The organism is Pseudomonas sp. GV105 (genome assembly GCF_003058185.1).
GTDB lineage: Bacteria > Pseudomonadota > Gammaproteobacteria > Pseudomonadales > Pseudomonadaceae > Aquipseudomonas > Aquipseudomonas veronii.
Genome location: NZ_QBUF01000011.1, coordinates 179,545 through 197,702, shown reverse-complemented (window position 1 = coordinate 197,702; position 18,158 = coordinate 179,545). Strand labels below are relative to the sequence as shown.

17 protein-coding genes are annotated in these 18,158 nt (G+C 61.5%); 10 read left to right on the top strand and 7 right to left on the bottom strand.

What is annotated here, in order from left to right:
• The first annotated feature begins 2 nt into the window (after positions 1–2).
• Both C8K66_RS21805 and C8K66_RS21800 read left to right on the top strand, forming a co-directional pair.
• Complete coding sequence (locus tag C8K66_RS21805) at positions 3–581, top strand: RNA polymerase sigma factor (protein WP_017844530.1); 579 nt, start codon at positions 3–5, stop codon at positions 579–581.
• Positions 578–1,555: a FecR family protein gene (locus C8K66_RS21800; RefSeq protein WP_108525910.1), complete on the top strand. Its 978-nt coding sequence runs from the start codon at positions 578–580 to the stop codon at positions 1,553–1,555. The genes C8K66_RS21805 and C8K66_RS21800 overlap by 4 nt, the downstream gene beginning before the upstream one ends.
• Here C8K66_RS21800 and C8K66_RS21795 read toward each other — a convergent pair whose 3' ends face one another.
• Together C8K66_RS21795 and yejK are read right to left on the bottom strand one after the other, a co-directional pair.
• Positions 1,556–1,906 carry a glutaredoxin family protein gene (locus C8K66_RS21795; RefSeq protein WP_017844532.1) on the bottom strand — a complete coding sequence of 117 codons (351 nt, stop codon included), beginning with the start codon at positions 1,904–1,906 and terminating at the stop codon, positions 1,556–1,558.
• Positions 1,906–2,910 carry a nucleoid-associated protein YejK gene (gene yejK, locus C8K66_RS21790; protein ID WP_017844533.1) on the bottom strand — a complete coding sequence of 335 codons (1,005 nt, stop codon included), beginning with the start codon at positions 2,908–2,910 and terminating at the stop codon, positions 1,906–1,908. Before yejK ends, C8K66_RS21795 begins: the two co-directional genes overlap by 1 nt.
• Before the next feature lie 397 nt (positions 2,911–3,307).
• Here yejK and C8K66_RS21785 point away from each other — a divergent pair, with 397 nt between their 5' ends.
• Entirely contained in the window at positions 3,308–3,589 is a 282-nt protein-coding gene (locus C8K66_RS21785) for an HU family DNA-binding protein (RefSeq protein ID WP_003188840.1), read from the top strand.
• Positions 3,590–3,657: 68 nt separating this feature from the next.
• Here the strand turns inward: C8K66_RS21785 and rlmF are convergent, their stop codons facing one another.
• The 5 genes from rlmF to C8K66_RS21760 form a co-directional block, all read right to left on the bottom strand.
• Entirely contained in the window at positions 3,658–4,680 is a 1,023-nt protein-coding gene (gene rlmF, locus C8K66_RS21780; protein ID WP_079442914.1) for a 23S rRNA (adenine(1618)-N(6))-methyltransferase RlmF, read from the bottom strand.
• Between the two features lie 156 nt (positions 4,681–4,836).
• Positions 4,837–7,683, bottom strand: a complete 2,847-nt coding sequence (locus C8K66_RS21775; protein WP_108525908.1) for a valine--tRNA ligase — start codon at positions 7,681–7,683, stop codon at positions 4,837–4,839.
• A 175-nt stretch (positions 7,684–7,858) separates the two neighbouring features.
• On the bottom strand, positions 7,859–8,263 hold the full coding sequence (locus C8K66_RS21770; protein ID WP_057004308.1) for a hypothetical protein: 405 nt from the start codon (positions 8,261–8,263) through the stop codon (positions 7,859–7,861).
• Positions 8,264–8,270: 7 nt separating this feature from the next.
• Positions 8,271–8,699 (bottom strand): DNA polymerase III subunit chi, encoded by a 429-nt coding sequence (locus tag C8K66_RS21765; protein WP_057004309.1) that lies wholly within the window; start codon positions 8,697–8,699, stop codon positions 8,271–8,273.
• A gap of 52 nt (positions 8,700–8,751) precedes the next feature.
• Positions 8,752–10,242 (bottom strand): leucyl aminopeptidase, encoded by a 1,491-nt coding sequence (locus C8K66_RS21760; protein WP_017844539.1) that lies wholly within the window; start codon positions 10,240–10,242, stop codon positions 8,752–8,754.
• 286 nt (positions 10,243–10,528) lie between these two features.
• Between C8K66_RS21760 and lptF the strand changes: the two genes are divergently transcribed.
• The 7 genes from lptF to recO all read left to right on the top strand — a co-directional run bounded on the left by lptF (position 10,529) and on the right by recO (position 18,108).
• Positions 10,529–11,647 carry an LPS export ABC transporter permease LptF gene (lptF, locus tag C8K66_RS21755; protein WP_046384588.1) on the top strand — a complete coding sequence of 373 codons (1,119 nt, stop codon included), beginning with the start codon at positions 10,529–10,531 and terminating at the stop codon, positions 11,645–11,647.
• The gene (gene lptG, locus C8K66_RS21750) at positions 11,640–12,719 is read left to right on the top strand and encodes an LPS export ABC transporter permease LptG (protein WP_057004311.1); all 1,080 of its coding nucleotides are present in this window, start codon (positions 11,640–11,642) and stop codon (positions 12,717–12,719) included. Before lptF ends, lptG begins: the two co-directional genes overlap by 8 nt.
• Before the next feature lie 151 nt (positions 12,720–12,870).
• A complete protein-coding gene (gene lepA / locus C8K66_RS21745) occupies positions 12,871–14,670 on the top strand; it encodes a translation elongation factor 4 (RefSeq protein ID WP_017844542.1) in 1,800 nt (599 codons plus the stop codon).
• 5 nt (positions 14,671–14,675) lie between these two features.
• On the top strand, positions 14,676–15,530 hold the full coding sequence (gene lepB / locus C8K66_RS21740; RefSeq protein WP_046384586.1) for a signal peptidase I: 855 nt from the start codon (positions 14,676–14,678) through the stop codon (positions 15,528–15,530).
• A 147-nt stretch (positions 15,531–15,677) separates the two neighbouring features.
• Positions 15,678–16,367 (top strand): ribonuclease III, encoded by a 690-nt coding sequence (gene rnc / locus C8K66_RS21735; RefSeq protein WP_046384585.1) that lies wholly within the window; start codon positions 15,678–15,680, stop codon positions 16,365–16,367.
• The gene (era, locus tag C8K66_RS21730; protein ID WP_003210432.1) at positions 16,360–17,262 is read left to right on the top strand and encodes a GTPase Era; all 903 of its coding nucleotides are present in this window, start codon (positions 16,360–16,362) and stop codon (positions 17,260–17,262) included. The genes rnc and era overlap by 8 nt, the downstream gene beginning before the upstream one ends.
• Positions 17,263–17,418: 156 nt before the next feature.
• Positions 17,419–18,108 carry a DNA repair protein RecO gene (gene recO / locus C8K66_RS21725; RefSeq protein WP_017844545.1) on the top strand — a complete coding sequence of 230 codons (690 nt, stop codon included), beginning with the start codon at positions 17,419–17,421 and terminating at the stop codon, positions 18,106–18,108.
• Positions 18,109–18,158: the final 50 nt, after the last annotated feature.

Genomic DNA, 18,158 nt, shown 5'->3' with positions numbered 1-18,158 from the left:
GCATGATGATCAGTACGCCACCGGAACCCCAGGACAGCCCGCACGCGGACGCGGCGGGTGGGCGCGCGCATTTCCTGCAGGTGTTTTTGTCCCAGCGTTCGCAGATGGAAGCGCTGGTCAGCCGGCGCGTGGGCTGTCGTGCCACTGCAGCCGACCTGGTGCAGGACTTGTTCCTGCGCTTCTGGCGCCGGCCGCTGGTGCAGGTCGAAGAACTCAGCACGTACCTGCTGCGCTGCGCCGGCAATATCGCCATCGACCACCTGCGCAGCGAAGGCGCGCGGGTGCGCAGCAACGAAGGCTGGTTGCCCGAGCAGCAGGACAATCAAGGCTCCGAACCCCAGGCTGCACTGGAGGCCGGCAACGACCTGCGCCACGTCGAGGCGGCCTTGCGCAGCTTGCCCGAGCGCACCCGCCAGATCTTCCTGCTCAACCGCATCCATGGCCGCAAATACGCGCAAATCGCCAAGGCCATGGGGCTGTCCCAAAGTGCCGTGGAAAAACATATGATGCGTGCCCTCGAAGCCTGCAAAGCCAGCCTTCGCGAGCCATCGCCTCCACGCACGCCAGGGAAAGCACCGTGAATGTCACTCCCACGCCCGACCAGCAACAGGCCGCACTGGCCTGGCTGAGCCTGTTGCACGACCAGCCCAGCAGCGGCGACCAGGCCACCTTCAGCCTTTGGCTGCGGGCTGATCCGGCACACGTCGAGGCCTATTCCCAGGCCCAGGTGTTATGGGAGTTGAGCGAAGTGCCGGCGCGTAAACTGGCGGACGAAGACGCGTTGGCCTTACACGGCTACCTGAATGCGATGCACACCTCGCAGCGCTCACGGGTCATGCGCGGGGTGGGCGCCCTGGCCATGGCCGCGTGCCTGGTGTTGATGGTGTGCATGGGCGGCGGCTGGCAACCGTCGCGCTGGGTCGATGACCTGGGGGCGGACTACGTGACGGCGCCGGGCGAGGTGAAAACCGTGACCCTGGCCGATCAATCCCGCGTCACCCTGGATGCCGACAGCGCCATCGCCGTGGATTTCAGCCAAGGTGAGCGGCATGTCCAACTGCGGCGCGGCGCGGGCTTTTTCAGCGTGACTCACACCGGCGCGGTATTTGTGGTGGGCGCGGGCAGTGGTGAAACACGGGTGCTGGGCACGCAGTTCGAAGTGCGTCTGCAACCGGCGGGCGCGCAGGTGACAGTGTTGTCGGGGCGGGTCGGCGTCACGCCGGCCAAGCAGGGTGCGCAGCAAATTCTTACGGCGGGCCAGCAAATGAGCTACGCCGAGAGCGTGGCCGAGCCCCTGCACGCGGTCGACAGCGAATCTCGCCTGGCCTGGCGCGACGGCTGGCTCAACTACTACAAGGCACCGCTGGCCGAGGTGATCGAGGATCTGCAGCGTTACTACCCTGGGCGCATCCTGCTGCTCAACGACGAAGTGGGCTCCCGGCGTGTCAGCGGCAGTTTCCCGAGCAACGATCCGCAAGCCGTGCTGAATGGCTTGCAAGCGGTGCTGGGGTTCGAGCAGCACACGCTGCTGGGGCGGCTGATCGTGGTGCGCTGATTACTTCAGCGCCGCCATGATCTTCTCGGGGCTGTAATCGCGAATCAACGTGCCGTTCACGTCCACGAACGGAATCCCGCCGCCGCCCAACGCTTCATAGGCCTTGCGCGCCTGGGCGTCTTTTTCGATATCGAGCGCCTGGTACGGAATGCCTTTCTGGTCGAGGAAGCGGCGGATCTGTTTGCAGTAGCCACACCACTCGGTGGAGTAGAGCACCACGCGCGCCGAAGCCCGCGTTTGCTCCGGGACCACCTGGGACGGGTTGAACAGCCGTTCGACCTTGCCCCAGTTCTGGATCGCCACCACCACCAGCAACACCAGCAGGACTTTTTTAAGGACCCCGCCGAGCATCAGTTGCGGCGCTTGAGCTGGTCGGTCAGTTGGGTCGGCAGGCCCTTGATGATCAAGGTGCCGGCGGCTTCGTCGTACTCGATCTTGTCGCCCAGCAGGTGCGCTTCAAAGCTGATCGACAGCCCTTCGGCGCGCCCGGTGAAGCGGCGGAACTGGTTGAGGGTGCGTTTGTCGGCCGGGATCTCCGGCGACAGGCCGTAGTCTTTGTTACGGATATGGTCGTAGAACGCCTTAGGCCGATCTTCATCGATCAACCCCGACAATTCTTCCAGGCCCATTGGCTCGCCGAGCTTGGCCTGGCTGCTGGCGTAGTCCACCAGGGTCTTGGTCTTTTCGCGGGCGGTTTCGTCCGGCAGGTCCTCGCTTTCAACGAAGTCGCTGAACGCCTTGAGCAGGGTGCGCGTTTCGCCCGGGCCGTCGACGCCTTCCTGGCAGCCGATGAAGTCGCGGAAGTACTCCGAGACTTTCTTGCCGTTCTTGCCCTTGATGAACGAGATGTACTGCTTGGACTGCTTGTTGTTCTGCCACTCGGACACGTTGATCCGCGCCGCCAGGTGCAACTGGCCCAGGTCCAGGTGGCGCGATGGCGTCACGTCCAGTTCGTCGGTGACCGCCACGCCTTCGCTGTGGTGCAGCAGGGCGATGGCCAGGTAGTCGGTCATGCCTTGCTGGTAGTGGGCAAACAGCACGTGGCCGCCGGTGGACAGGTTGGACTCTTCCATCAGCTTCTGCAGGTGTTCGACGGCGGTGCGGCTGAACGTGGTGAAATCCTGGCCCCCGTCGAAATACTCCTTCAACCAGCCGCTGAACGGGTGCGCGCCCGACTCGGCATGGAAGAAACCCCAGGCCTTGCCTTGTTTGGCGTTGTAGCTCTCGTTGAGGTCGGCAAGCATGTTCTCGATCGCGGCCGACTCGGCAAGTTCGGAGTCGCGGGCGTGGAGAACTGCGGGTGTGCCGTCGGGTTTTTTGTCGATCAGGTGGACGATGCAATGACGGATCGGCATAGGCTTCTCGGCTGGTTGATAGGGGAGCGGTTGGCCTCCCCGAAAAGTCGCCCAGTGTACCGCACCCATTGGCCAAGACGTGCTTTGAAGGTGTTTTGGAAGGCCTCCGACGGGCCATATGCCTTTTTTTCACGGTTTAGAGCGATAAAGCTGACCAAATGGGTAGGTAGAAGCGGATATTTCCCCGTCTCTGTGCTAGTTTTGCCCGGTCTTACGCCCAAGACTCGGCGTTAAGCGTGCATTCAGTATTTGTCAGGTCGAACCAATCCTCGTTTCAAGCATCTATAACCCCGATCTCCGAGGTTATAGCCGGGGATGCCAGGCCTTGACGGTCGGGCTCGACGGCTGACACTGCACTCTGCAATCCATATGAATTTGATAGGGAAGGAACACCACAATGGCTATTACTAAAGACCAACTGATCGCTGACCTGGCTGAAGCAGTAGACGCACCGAAAACCACCGTGCGCGCTCTGCTGGACCAACTGAGCCAAGTTGTTGCTGATCAGCTGGAAAACGGCGGCGAAATCACTCTGCCAGGCGTTGGCAAACTGAAAGTGACCGAGCGTCCTGCCCGTACTGGCCGTAACCCTTCGACTGGCGCTGCCATCGAAATCGCTGCCAAGAAAGTTATCAAGCTGGTTGTGGCCAAAGGCCTGACCGACGCTGTTAACAAGTAAGACGCAGCAAAAAAAAACCGTGCGCCGGAGCGATCCGGGCACGGTTTTTTGTTGCCCGGGATTTAGGCTCAGTCTTTGCGCGCCCAGCGCTGGCGCCATACCTGCTGCTCGGATGGGGTCTGGAAGGTCCAGGCGACAAAGCGGCTCTGTTTCTGGCCCTGGGACATTTCCACCACCTGGCTTTGCAGCACGCCGGCTTTTCTCAGCGCGGTCTCGATCGCGGGCAGGTTCGAGGCTTTCGACACCAGGGTGCTGAACCACAACACCTTGTGGGCAAAGTGCGCGCTCTCGGCGATCAATTGCGTCACGAAGCGCGCTTCACCGCCTTCACACCACAGTTCGGCCGATTGGCCGCCGAAGTTCAGCACCGGCAACTTGCGTTTTGGGTCAGCCTTGCCCAGGGCGCGCCATTTGCGTTCGCTGCCTTTGGTGGCCTCGTCCATGGACGCGTGGAACGGCGGGTTGCACATGGTCAGGTCAAAGCGCTCGCCCGGTTCCAGCAGGCCCAGCAGGATCTGTTTGGGGTTGCTTTGCTGGCGTAGCTGGATCGCCTTGTTCAGGCCGTTGGACTGCACGATGGCCTTGGCGGCGGCGACGGCGGTGGGGTCGACTTCCGAGCCGAGGAAGTGCCAGCGGTATTCGCTGTAGCCGATCAGCGGGTAGACGCAGTTGGCGCCCATGCCGATGTCCAGCACCTTGACCGGCGCGCCGCGGGGAATTTCGCCGTCATTGACGCTGGCCAGCAGGTCGGCGAGGAAGTGGACGTAGTCGGCACGCCCTGGCACCGGCGGGCACAGGTAATCCGCCGGGATGTCCCAATGCTGCACGCCATAGAAGGACTTCAACAGCGCCCGGTTGAATACGCGCACGGCGTCCGGGCTGGCGAAGTCGATGCTTTCCTTGCCGTAGGGGTTGATGATCACGAATTGCGCCAGTTCCGGCGTGGTCTTGATCAGCGCCGGGAAGTCGTAACGGCCCTGGTGGCGGTTGCGCGGGTGCAGGCTGGCCTCTTTGCGCGGCACGACGGGTTTGGCCGTGGTGGCGGTCTTGGGCTTCTTGCGCGGAGGTTTCGGTGTGCTGGGGGCGGTCATGATGATTCTGGTGTTGGCTCAAAGTGGTGGGCATTGTCACACATCCTGAGGTCAACTCGATCAAATGTGGGAGGGAGCAAGCCCCCTCCCACATTGATCGGGTTTGCAAAGGAAAAAAAAGAGACCCGCAGGTCTCTTTTTTCACACGGCTAGCCCTTACAGGCTGGAAATCCGCGCATGTTGCTCCGCCAGCTTGCCCAGGGCCTGTTCGGCCTCGGCCAGTTTGGCGCGTTCTTTGTCGATTACTTCAGCCGGTGCCTTGTCGACGAATGCCGCGTTGGACAGCTTGCCGCCGACCCGCTGCACTTCGCCTTGCAGGCGTGCAATTTCCTTGTCGAGACGGGCCAGTTCCGCGCCTTTGTCGATCAGGCCGGCCATCGGCACCAGCACTTCCATGTCGCCGACCAGTGCGGTCGCCGACAGTGGCGCTTCGGTGCCATCCGCCAATACGGTGATCGATTCGAGCTTGGCCAGCTTCTTGAGCAGCGCATCGTTCTCGCTGAGACGACGCTGGTCTTCGGCGCTGGCGTTCTTCACGAACACCGCCAGTGGCTTGCCCGGGCCGATGTTCATCTCGGCGCGGATGTTGCGCGTGCCGAGCATCAGGGTCTTGAGCCATTCGATATCGCTTTCGGCAGCCTCATCGATGCGGGCTTCGTTGGCCACCGGCCAAGGTTGCAGCATGATGGTCTTGCCTTGGATACCGGCCAGCGGCGCGAGGCGCTGCCAGATTTCTTCGGTGATGAACGGCATGAATGGGTGCGCCAGGCGCAGTGCCACTTCGAGGACGCGCACCAGGGTGCGACGGGTGCCGCGCTGGCGTTCGACCGGCGCATTTTCGTCCCACAGCACTGGCTTGGACAGTTCCAGGTACCAGTCGCAATACTGGTTCCAGATGAACTCGTACAAGACCTGCGCGGCCAGGTCGAAACGGAACTGGTCGAGTTGGCGGGTCACTTCGGCTTCGGTACGCTGCAGTTGCGAGATGATCCAGCGGTCGGCCAGGGTCAGTTCGACTTCTTCGCCGTTCTGCCCGCAGTCTTCGCCTTTATCCAGCACGTAGCGCGCCGCGTTCCAGATCTTGTTGCAGAAGTTGCGATAGCCTTCGACGCGGCCCATGTCGAACTTGATGTCGCGACCGGTGGACGCCAGCGAGCAGAAGGTGAAGCGCAGGGCGTCGGTGCCGTAGCTGGCGATGCCGTCGGCGAACTCGTCGCGGGTCTGCTTCTCGATCTTCTTCGCCAGTTTCGGCTGCATCATGCCCGAGGTGCGTTTCTGCACCAGGGTTTCCAGGTCGATGCCGTCGATGATGTCCAGGGGGTCCAGAACGTTGCCCTTGGACTTGGACATCTTCTGGCCCTGGCCATCGCGCACCAGGCCGTGGACGTACACGGTCTTGAACGGTACTTGCGGCGTGCCGTCTTCGTTCTTCACCAGGTGCATGGTCAGCATGATCATCCGGGCAACCCAGAAGAAAATGATGTCGAAGCCGGTGACCAGCACGTCGGTGGAGTGGAATTTCTTCAGGAACTCGGTCTGCTGCGGCCAGCCCAGGGTGGAGAAGGTCCACAGGCCCGCGCTGAACCAGGTGTCCAGTACGTCGTTGTCCTGCTGCAGCGCCACGTCCGGGCCGAGGTTGTGCTTGGCGCGCACTTCGGCTTCGTCGCGGCCGACATAGACCTTGCCCGACTCGTCGTACCAGGCCGGAATGCGGTGGCCCCACCACAGCTGACGGCTGATGCACCAGTCCTGGATGTCGCGCATCCACGAGAAGTACATGTTTTCATACTGTTTAGGCACGAACTGGATGCGGCCATCTTCCACGGCTGCAATCGCAGGCTCAGCCAGCGGCTTGGTAGACACGTACCACTGGTCGGTCAGCCACGGTTCGATGATGGTGCCGGAGCGGTCGCCCTTCGGCACTTTCAGGTTGTGGTCGTCGACGCTGACCAGCAGGCCGGCGGCGTCGAAGGCGGCAACGATCTGCTTGCGCGCTTCGAAACGGTCGAGACCGACGTATTCGGCCGGGATCTTGCCGTCGATGCTCGCGTTCAGCGTGCCGTCCAGATTGAAGACCTGGCAGGCCGGCAGTACGGCGGCATTCTTGTCGAAGATGTTCAGCAGCGGCAGGTTGTGGCGCTTGCCGACTTCGTAGTCGTTGAAGTCGTGGGCCGGGGTGATTTTCACGCAGCCGGTGCCGAATTCGGGGTCGCAGTAGTCGTCGGCGATGATCGGGATGCGGCGGCCGACCAGCGGCAGCTCGACGAACTTGCCGATCAGGGCCTGGTAGCGCTCATCGTTCGGGTTCACGGCCACGGCGGCATCGCCGAGCATGGTTTCCGGACGGGTGGTGGCGACGATCAGGTAGTCGTGGCCTTCAGCGGTCTTGGCGCCGTCGGCCAGCGGGTACTTGAGGTTCCACAGGAAGCCTTTCTCGTCGTGGTTTTCCACTTCGAGGTCGGAAATCGCCGTGTGCAGCTTGGTGTCCCAGTTGACCAGGCGCTTGCCGCGGTAGATCAGGCCGTCTTCATGCAGGCGCACGAAGGCTTCTTTCACGGCTTCCGACAGGCCGTCGTCCATGGTGAAGCGCTCGCGGCTCCAGTCGACGGACGAACCTAGGCGACGGATCTGACGGCTGATGTTGCCGCCGGACTGGTCCTTCCATTCCCAGACTTTCTCCAGGAATTTCTCGCGGCCCAGGTCGTGACGGCTCTGGCCGGTGGCTTCGAGTTGGCGCTCCACCAGCATCTGCGTGGCGATACCGGCGTGGTCGGTGCCCGGTTGCCACAGGGTGTTGCGGCCCTGCATGCGGCGGAAACGGATCAACGCATCCATGATCGCATTGTTGAAGCCATGGCCCATGTGCAGGCTGCCAGTGACGTTCGGTGGCGGAATCATGATGGTGTAGGAATCGCCCGCGCCTTGCGGAGCGAAATAATTCTCGGACTCCCAGGTCTGGTACCAGGAAGTTTCAATAGCGTGCGGCTGGTAGGTCTTATCCATGCGCGGCGGGACCCTAGTTGGCATTAATTCAGGAAAGCCGGCAAGTATAACGGGGGATAGGGGCGAGGGGTAGGAGCGAGCTTGCTTCGCGAAAACCTGAAGGGCCGCGCGTTCATTCAGGATGTCCGCGCCATCATTGACGTTTTTCGCGAGCAAGCTCGCTCCTACAGGGGCGCTAATTCTGGTACTGGCTGAGCAACCGTTCCATCCGCGCATCCATCCGGCGCTTGATCTCGGTTTCGATATGCGGGGCGAAGTCGTCGATCACGTCTTGCATGATCAGTTGCGCGGCGGCGCGCAGTTCGTTGTCCAGGTGCAGCAGCAAGGCATCCGGGGTTTTTTCGGCAGGCGCGGCAGCGGGCGCCGCTTCGACAACCGGTGGGGCCGGCGCAGGTTGCGGTTCGAGCGGCTCAACCGGCTTGGCGCCGACCATGTCGAACAACAAGGGGATCTGCACGTCGCCATTGACGGTTTCTGTCAATAACGGCGGTTGAAGGTTGTCATCACCCAGCAACTGACGGATCGACTCCAGGTCGTCCAACAGGTGGTCGTCTTTTTTTAGCGTGTTCGGGGTGTCCATCATGCACTCAAAGTCGTTGTAGCCGGTGATCCTGCAAAGGATAGCCCTGTTCGCGATAGAAACGGAAACTCTCCCGCGCGGCCTGACGAATAGCCGGATCTTCCACCACCACTTCCGCCACACGGGCGAACGCCTTGGCAAAGGCCGGGACTTTCAGGTCGAGGTTGACCAGCAGGTCATGGTGATCGCCGCAGCTGTCGCCTACGCCCAGGACCACCTGGCCGTCGGGTTCACTTTCCGCAGGGCCGTGGGGCACGAAACTTTCGCCCTTGAAGCGCCACAGGCGTGCGTCGAGCTCGTCGCGTTGGGCGGCATCGCTGCAATGCAGGTAGATGCGGTGGCCCATGCGCCAGGCTTTTTCGGTGAGTTTGCAGGCAAAGTCCAGGCGCGCGAGCGGATCGGCGCTGGGCAGTATATAGAAGTCAACTTGGGTCATTGCGGTTCCTGGAGCCCGAGGCGGCGGTAACGCCGCCCCGGAGTCACGGTTTTCAGGCCTTGGCGCGATCCAGCAGGTACTGGGTCAGCAGAGGCACCGGACGGCCGGTAGCGCCCTTGTCCTTGCCGCCGCTGGTCCAGGCGGTGCCGGCGATGTCCAGGTGCGCCCAGTTGAAGTTCTTGGCGAACCGCGACAGGAAGCAGGCTGCAGTGATGGTGCCGGCTTTCGGGCCGCCGATGTTGGCGATGTCGGCGAACGGGCTGTCCAGCTGTTCCTGGTACTCATCGAACAGCGGCAGTTGCCAGGCGCGGTCGTCGGCGGCCTTGCCGGCGCTGAGCAGTTGCTCGATCAACTCGTCGTTGTTGCCCAGCAGACCCGAAGTGTGGGAGCCGAGGGCGACGATGCAGGCACCGGTCAAGGTGGCGATGTCGATCACCGCCTGTGGCTTGAAGCGTTCGGCGTAGGTCAGCGCATCGCACAGCACCAGGCGGCCTTCGGCGTCGGTGTTGAGGATTTCGACGGTCTGGCCGCTCAGGGTGGTGACGATATCGCCCGGACGGGCCGCGCCGCCGCTCGGCATGTTCTCGGCGCAGGCCAGGATGCACACCAGGTTGATCGGCAGCTTGAGCTCCAGCACCGCGCGCAGGGTGCCGAACACGCTGGCGGCGCCGCCCATGTCGTACTTCATCTCATCCATGCCCAGGCCCGGCTTGAGGCTGATGCCGCCGGTGTCGAAGGTGATGCCTTTACCGACCAGGGCGTAAGGCTTCTCGGCCTTCTTGCCGCCGTTGTATTGCATCACGATCAGGCGTGGCGGCTGGTCGCTGCCCTGGCCGACCGCATAGAACGAGCCCATGCCCAGTTCCTTGATCTTCTTCTCATCCAGCACTTCGACTTTCAGGCTTTTGAATTCCTTGCCCAGCGCCTTGGCCTGCTCGCCCAGGTAGGTCGGGTGGCAGATGTTCGGCGGCAGGTTGCCGAGGTCGCGGGTGAACGACATGCCGGCGGCGATGGCCTGGGCGTGGCTCACGGCGCGTTCGACTTCGGCCTGGGCGGCCTTGATGGTCAGCAGGGTGACTTTCTTCAAAGCACGCGGTTCGGCTTTCTGGCTCTTGAACTGGTCGAAGATGTAGCCGCCGTCGAGCAGGCTTTCGGCCAGCAGGCGGGTCTTGCCGTAGCTGTCACGGCCCTTGACCACGATTTCATCGAGTGCCAGCGTCGCGTCGCTGCCGCCCAGGCCCTTGAGGGTGGTGAGAATGCCGCTGATGATCTTGCGGAACGGGCGGTCGCCGAGTTCGGCGTCCTTGCCCACGCCCACCAGCAATACGCGCTCGGCCTTCAGGTTCGGCAGGCTTTGCAGCAGCAGGCTCTGGCCGACCTTGCCGGCCAGGTCGCCGCGCTTGAGGACCGCGCTGATGGCGCCGCCGCTCAGTTCGTCGAGTTGTTTGGCCGCAACGCCGAGCTTGCGGCCTTCGCCGACAGCGACCACGAGGGTGGCGGTTTTCAACGTTTCGGGGCTAACGCTTTTTACAACCAATTCCATGTTCGGGTCCCTTATAAAGGTCTGTGAGCCTGGAGTCTGTGTGCTCCGGCTTTTAAAGCCTGGCAGCCGTGTAAACCGCCAGCGACAAAGGCCGCAGTTTGAACCTCGGCGGCGGAGCCTGACAACCCTTGCCGCAGGCTTTGTGTACGCGCATGAGTAAGCTCCGTGACAGGCGCGGTCAATCACAGGATAATGCGCAATCTTTTTAGCCGGCCTGTTTAAACGGGCCGACTCGTTATGCTTGCTTGTTTGGCCGCCTTAGCCTGACAACCCTGGAGTGTCTGGTTTGATTGTCTTCCGTTATCTGTCCCGCGAAGTCCTGTTGACCCTGAGTGCCGTGAGCGCGGTATTGCTGGTCATCATCATGAGTGGTCGTTTCGTCAAGTTCCTTGCCCAGGCGGCTTCTGGCGCCCTGGATCCGGGCTCGCTGTTCTTGATCATGGGCTTTCGCCTGCCTGGCTTTCTGCAGCTGATTCTGCCGCTCGGCCTGTTCCTCGGCATTCTTCTGGCCTACGGCCGGTTGTACCTTGAAAGTGAAATGACTGTGCTTTCGGCCACCGGCATGAGCCAGCAGCGTCTGCTGGCCATGACCATGGTGCCGGCCGCCGGTGTTGCCCTGCTGGTGGCCTGGTTGAGCATGAGCCTGGCGCCGCAAGGTGCCATGCAGTTCCAGTTGCTGCTGAACAAACAGGACGCGATGACTGAGTTCGACACCCTCGAGCCCGGGCGCTTTCAGGCACTCAACGACGGCACGCGGGTGACCTACACCGAAACCATGACCGATGACCGCGCCAACCTCGGCGGCGTGTTCATTTCCCAGAAAAACCTTGGGCAGAACCAGAAAGACCGTGGCATTTCGATTCTGGTGGCCGACAGCGGCCGGCAGGAAGTTCGCCCCGACGGCAGCCGTTACCTGATCCTGGAAAATGGCTATCGCTATGACGGCAGCCCGGGCCTGGCGGATTATCGGGCAATCAAATACGACACTTATGGCGTAATGCTGGCTCGTCCTGATATCAGCGAAGAAGTCACCGACCGCGATGCACTCCCGACGTCGTCGCTTTTCGGCAGCCCGGAACTGCGCTCCATCGCCGAGCTGCAATGGCGTATTTCCCTGCCGTTGCTGGTGTTCATCGTGACGCTGATGGCCGTGCCGCTGTCCCGCGTCAACCCGCGCCAGGGCCGCTTCCTCAAGCTGCTGCCGGCGATCCTGCTGTACATGGCCTACCTGACCATCCTGATCTCCGCCCGTGGTTCCCTGGAAAAGGGCAAGCTGTCGCCGACCCTGGGCCTGTGGTGGGTACACGGGGTCTTCCTGATGATCGGCCTCGGGCTGCTCTACTGGGAACCTATACGTCTGAAAATGAAGAGCCGTCGTGGCCAGAAGGAGTTGGCTCGTGGCTAAGCTCGATCGCTACATCGGTAGCAGCGTACTGATCGCCATCCTGGCGGTGTTGGGCATCATTCTCGGGCTGGCGTCGTTGTTCGCCTTCATTGATGAAGTGGGCAACGTCACCGACACCTACACCGTGACGGACGTATTGAGCTTCGTGGCGCTGACCGCCCCGCGTCGTCTCTACGAAATGATGCCGATGGCCGGGTTGATCGGCTGCCTGATCGGCCTGGGCGGCCTGGCCAGCAACAGCGAGCTGACGATCATGCGTGCGGCCGGGGTTTCCATCGGCCGTATCGTCTGGGCCGTCATGAAACCGATGCTGTTGCTGATGGCGTGCAGCGTGCTGATCGGCGAGTACGTGGCGCCACCGTCCGAAGCCACTGCCCAGGCCAATCGTGCCCTGGCCCAGGGTTCGGGCGATGCGCAAAGCGCCAGGCACGGCCTGTGGCACCGTCAGGGTGATGAATTCATCCACATCAACGCCGTGCAGCCCGACGGCCTGCTGATTGGTGTGACGCGCTACACGTTCGACAAAGAGCGGCACATGCTGACCTCCAGTTTCGCCAGGCGCGCGCAGTACAGTGCTGAGAAATGGACGCTGAGTGATGTCACCACCACTTACTTCCGCAATGTGGGCCAAGGCATCAAGGCCAGCACCGAAGTGATCAGTGTGCCGACCGAGCAATGGGACATCGCCCTGAAGCCGGAACTGCTCAATACCGTGGTCATGATCCCGGAAGCCCTGCCGATCTCCGGTTTGTGGAGTTATATCCACTACCTCAAGGATCAGGGCCTGAATAACGGCCGTTACTGGCTGGCGTTCTGGGTCAAGGTGCTGCAGCCGGTGGTCACCGCCGCGCTGGTGCTGATGGCGATCTCGTTCATCTTCGGCCCGTTGCGCTCCGTGACCCTCGGTCAGCGGGTCTTCACCGGCGTGCTGGTGGGCTTTGCCTTCCGTATTGCCCAGGATTTGCTTGGCCCGTCGAGCCTGGTGTTCGGCTTCTCGCCGCTGTTTGCGGTGCTGGTGCCGACCGCGATCTGCGCCCTGGCCGGGTTCTGGCTGCTGCGCCGCGCCGGGTGAGCCTGCGCTTATGAGCAAAAAATGCCCCGTTCGAGAGATCGGGGCATTTTTGTTCTGGTCAGCAAAGATGACGTCCTGCCCGAGCATCAGGTACAATTCCCGGCTATTTTTCAGCGGGCAGTCTGCCTGCAGCCTTTTTGAGTGTTGATCCGTGAGTGATTTGAGTCATATCCGCAATTTCTCCATCATCGCCCACATTGACCATGGCAAGTCGACGCTGGCCGATCGATTCATCCAGATGTGCGGCGGCCTTGCCGAGCGTGAAATGGAAGCCCAGGTACTGGACTCCATGGACCTCGAGCGCGAGCGCGGGATCACCATCAAGGCCCACAGCGTGACTCTGTACTACACCGCCAAAGACGGTATCAAGTACCAGCTGAACTTCATCGACACCCCCGGCCACGTCGACTTCACCTATGAAGTCAGCCGTTCCCTGGCGGCCTGCGAAGGCGCGCTGCTGGTGGTGGACGCGGGGCAGGGCGTCGAAGCCCAGTCCGTGGCCAACTGCTACACCGCCATCGAGCAAGGCCTGGAAGTCATGCCGGTGCTGAACAAGATCGACCTGCCGCAGGCCGATCCGGACCGCGTGAAGGAAGAAATCGAAAAAATCATCGGCATTGACGCCACCGACGCCGTCGAGTGCAGCGCCAAGACCGGCCTGGGCGTCGACGAAGTGCTCGAGCGCCTGGTCAAGACCATCCCCGCGCCTACCGGCAACATCGAAGATCCGCTGCAGGCGTTGATCATCGACTCCTGGTTCGACAACTACCTGGGGGTTGTCTCCCTGGTACGCGTGCGCCATGGCCGTGTGAAGAAAGGCGACAAGATCCTGGTCAAATCCACCGGCAAGATCCACCTGGTGGACAGCGTCGGTGTGTTCAACCCGAAGCATACCGCCACCGTTGATCTGAAAGCCGGTGAAGTCGGCTTCATCATCGCCGGCATCAAGGACATCCACGGCGCGCCGGTGGGTGACACCCTGACCTTGAGCAGCACCCCTGACGTCGACGTGCTGCCGGGCTTCAAACGCATCCAGCCGCAGGTCTACGCCGGCCTGTTCCCGGTCAGCTCCGACGACTTCGAAGACTTCCGCGAAGCCCTGCAGAAGCTGACCCTCAACGACTCGTCGTTGCAGTACACCCCGGAAAGCTCCGACGCCCTGGGCTTCGGCTTCCGTTGCGGCTTCCTCGGCATGCTGCACATGGAGATCATCCAGGAGCGCCTTGAGCGCGAATACGACCTGGACCTGATCACCACCGCGCCAACCGTTATTTTTGAGCTGTTGCTGAAAAACGGTGAAACGATTTACGTCGACAACCCGTCCAAGCTCCCGGACCTGTCTTCCATCGAAGACATGCGTGAGCCGATCGTGCGCGCCAATATTCTTGTGCCGCAGGAGCACCTGGGCAACGTCATTACCCTGTGTATCGAGAAGCGCGGCATCCAGCACGACATGCTGTTCCTCGGAACCCAGGTACAAGTGACCTACGATTTGCCGATGAACGAAGTGGTCCTGGACTTCTTCGACCGTCTCAAATCCACCAGTCGCGGCTATGCTTCGCTGGATTACCATTTCGATCGTTACCAATCGGCTAATCTGGTGAAACTGGATGTGTTGATCAACGGCGACAAGGTCGATGCCCTGGCACTGATCGTGCACAAGGACAACGCGCACTACAAAGGTCGACAGTTGACCGAGAAGATGAAAGAACTGATTCCGCGCCAGATGTTCGACGTCGCGATCCAGGCCGCCATTGGCGGGCAGATCATTGCGCGGACTTCCGTCAAGGCACTCAGAAAGAACGTACTGGCCAAATGCTACGGTGGCGACGTCAGCCGTAAGCGCAAGCTGCTTGAGAAGCAAAAGGCCGGTAAAAAACGCATGAAGCAAGTGGGCAACGTGGAAATTCCACAAGAAGCCTTCCTTGCGGTGCTCAGGTTGGATAGTTAGGTCCTATGTCGCTAAATTTCCCGCTGTTGCTGGTCATCGCCGTTGCCGTTTGCGGACTCCTGGCGTTGCTCGATCTGGTGTTCTTCGCCCCGCGTCGGCGGGCCGCTATCGCGTCCTATCAGGGCAGCGTCAGCCAGCCCGATGTCGTGGTGATCGAGAAGCTGAACAAAGAGCCTTTGCTGGTTGAATACGGCAAATCGTTCTTTCCGGTGCTGTTCATCGTGCTGGTGCTGCGCTCGTTCCTGGTGGAGCCGTTCCAGATTCCGTCGGGGTCGATGAAACCGACCCTGGACGTGGGCGACTTCATCCTGGTGAACAAGTTTTCCTACGGGATCCGCTTGCCGGTGATCGACAAGAAAGTCATCGAGATCGGTGACCCGCAGCGCGGCGATGTGATGGTGTTCCGCTACCCGAGCGATCCGAACGTCAACTACATCAAGCGTGTGGTCGGCCTGCCAGGTGACGTGATTCGCTATACCAGCGACAAGCGGCTGTTCATCAACGGCGAGTCGGTGGCCGAGAAGCTGCTGGGCGCCGAGCCGAACACCCTGGGCAGCGCCGAGCTGTATCAGGAAAAACTCGGTGCGGTGGAGCACGAAATCCGCAAGGAAATGAGCCGCTACCGCGCGATGCCCGATGGCGAATGGAAAGTGCCGGCCGGGCACTATTTCATGATGGGCGACAACCGCGACAACTCCAACGACAGCCGCTATTGGGATGACCCCACCATTCCCAAGGACCTGCTGGGCATGGTTCCCGACCAGAATATCGTCGGCAAGGCCTTCGCGGTCTGGATGAGCTGGCCGGAACCCAAGCTCAGCCACCTGCCGAACTTCTCGCGGGTCGGGCTGATCAAGTAATACAGACGGCGCTGTGATCACAGCGCCGAATGCTTTTCTGGGGCTGGGACAATTTCCGGCCTCATGCAGCACCAATCAGGATTTGAATTTGAACACTGCGTCAATCGTCGATGGCCGCCGGTGCCACCAAACAGATATGGGTAAACCGTGAGCGTTTCTCTAAGCCGTCTCGAGCACCTGCTCGGCTACACCTTCAAGGACCAGGAACTGATGGTCCTTGCCCTCACACACCGCAGTTTTGCTGGGCGTAACAACGAACGCCTGGAATTCCTCGGTGACGCCATCCTCAATTTCGTTGCCGGTGAAGCGCTCTTCGAACGCTTCCCGCAAGCCCGTGAAGGCCAGTTGTCGCGCTTGCGTGCGCGGCTGGTGAAGGGCGAGACCCTGGCCGTGCTGGCCCGTGGTTTTGGCCTGGGCGAGTACCTGCGCCTGGGCTCCGGTGAGTTGAAAAGCGGCGGTTTCCGTCGCGAGTCGATCCTGGCCGACGCCCTTGAAGCGCTGATCGGCGCCATCTATCTGGATGCGGGCATGGAAGCGGCCAAGGCGCGCGTCACCGCCTGGCTGACGTCCGAGATCGAAAGCCTGACCCTGGTCGACACCAACAAAGATCCCAAGACCCGCCTGCAGGAATTCCTGCAGTCCCGCGGGTGCGAACTGCCACGCTACGAAGTGGTGGATATCCAGGGTGAGCCCCATTGCCGCGTCTTTTTCGTGGAATGTGAAATCACCTTATTGAATGAAAAAAGCCGAGGTCAGGGTGTGAGCCGTCGTATTGCCGAACAGGTAGCGGCCGCTGCAGCACTGATTGCCCTGGGCGTGGAGAATGGCCATGACTGATTCAACCGCAACACGCTGTGGCTATGTCGCCATCGTCGGCCGTCCCAACGTGGGCAAGTCCACGCTGCTCAACCACATCCTCGGCCAGAAGCTTGCGATCACCTCGCGCAAGCCGCAGACCACCCGTCACAACATGCTGGGCATCAAGACCGAAGGCGCCGTACAAGCGGTCTACGTCGACACCCCGGGCATGCACAAAGGCGGCGAGAAAGCCCTGAACCGCTACATGAACAAAACCGCCTCGGCCGCGTTGAAAGACGTCGACGTGGTGATCTTCGTGGTCGACCGCACCAAGTGGACCGACGAAGACCAGATGGTTCTCGAACGTGTGCAATATGTCACCGGCCCGTTGATCGTCGCGCTGAACAAGACCGACCGCATCGAAGACAAAGCCGAGCTGATGCCGCACCTGAGCTGGCTGCAGGAACAACTGCCGAATGCCCAGATCATGCCGATCTCGGCCCAGCACGGGCACAACCTCGAAGCCCTGGAGCGCGTGATCGCCGGCTACCTGCCGGAGAACGAGCACTTCTTCCCGGAAGACCAGATCACCGACCGCAGCAGCCGTTTCCTCGCCGCCGAACTGGTACGCGAGAAAATCATGCGCCAGATGGGCGCCGAGCTGCCGTACCAGATCACCGTCGAAATCGAAGAGTTCAAGCAGCAGGGCAAAACCCTGCATATCCATGCGCTGATCCTCGTCGAACGTGACGGCCAGAAGAAAATCATCATTGGCGACAAGGGCGAGCGCATCAAGCGCATCGGCACCGAAGCGCGCAAGGACATGGAATTGCTGTTTGATTCCAAGATCATGCTGAACCTGTGGGTGAAGGTGAAGGGTGGCTGGTCCGATGATGAGCGCGCATTGCGCTCCCTGGGTTACGGCGACCTGTAAGAACACCGCAGGGCAAAAAATGTGGGAGGGGGCTTGCCCCCGATAGCAGAGTGTCAGTCACTAAATATTTTGACTGAGCCACCGCCATCGGGGGCAAGCCCCCTCCCACATTAGGTTTGTGTCGTTTTCACTAGTGCATTCCAGCAACGAGAACCCATGTCCTCAACCCCGCCTCCCAGCCAGCCCGCCTACGTGCTGCACAGCCGCGCCTACCGCGAGACCAGCGCCTTGGTGGACTTCCTCACGCCCCAAGGTCGCCTGCGCGCGGTGTTGCGCAGTGCGCGGGGCAAGGCGGGCACGTTGGCGCGGCCATTCGTGGCGCTGGACGTGGAGTTTCGTGGCAAGGGCGAGCTGAAAAACGTCGGCCGCCTGGAAAGCGTCGGCAACTCTGCCTGGCTCAATGGCGAAGCGCTGTTCAGTGGCCTCTATCTCAATGAATTGCTGATCCGCCTGCTGCCGGCCGAAGACCCGCACCCGGCGGTCTTCGATCACTATGCCGCGACGCTGCTGGCCCTGGCCGAAGGCCGCCCGCTGGAGCCGCTGTTGCGCGCGTTCGAATGGCGCCTGCTCGACGACCTCGGCTATGGCTTCGAACTGAGTAACGACCTGCATGGCGAACCCATTGCCGCCGACGGCATGTATCGTCTGCAGGTCGACGCCGGCCTGGAGCGTGTGTACCTGCTGCAACCCGGCCTGTTCCAGGGCACCGAGCTGCTGGCCATGAGCGAAGCCGACTGGAGCGCCCCCGGCGCCTTGTCCGCCGCCAAGCGCCTGATGCGCCAGGCCCTGGCCGTGCATCTGGGCGGGCGGCCGCTGGTCAGTCGCGAGTTGTTTCGAAAGCCCTGACAACCCCGTGTATGCTGTGCAGCGTTTCTTTCCCCTTTTCAGGAGCGCTT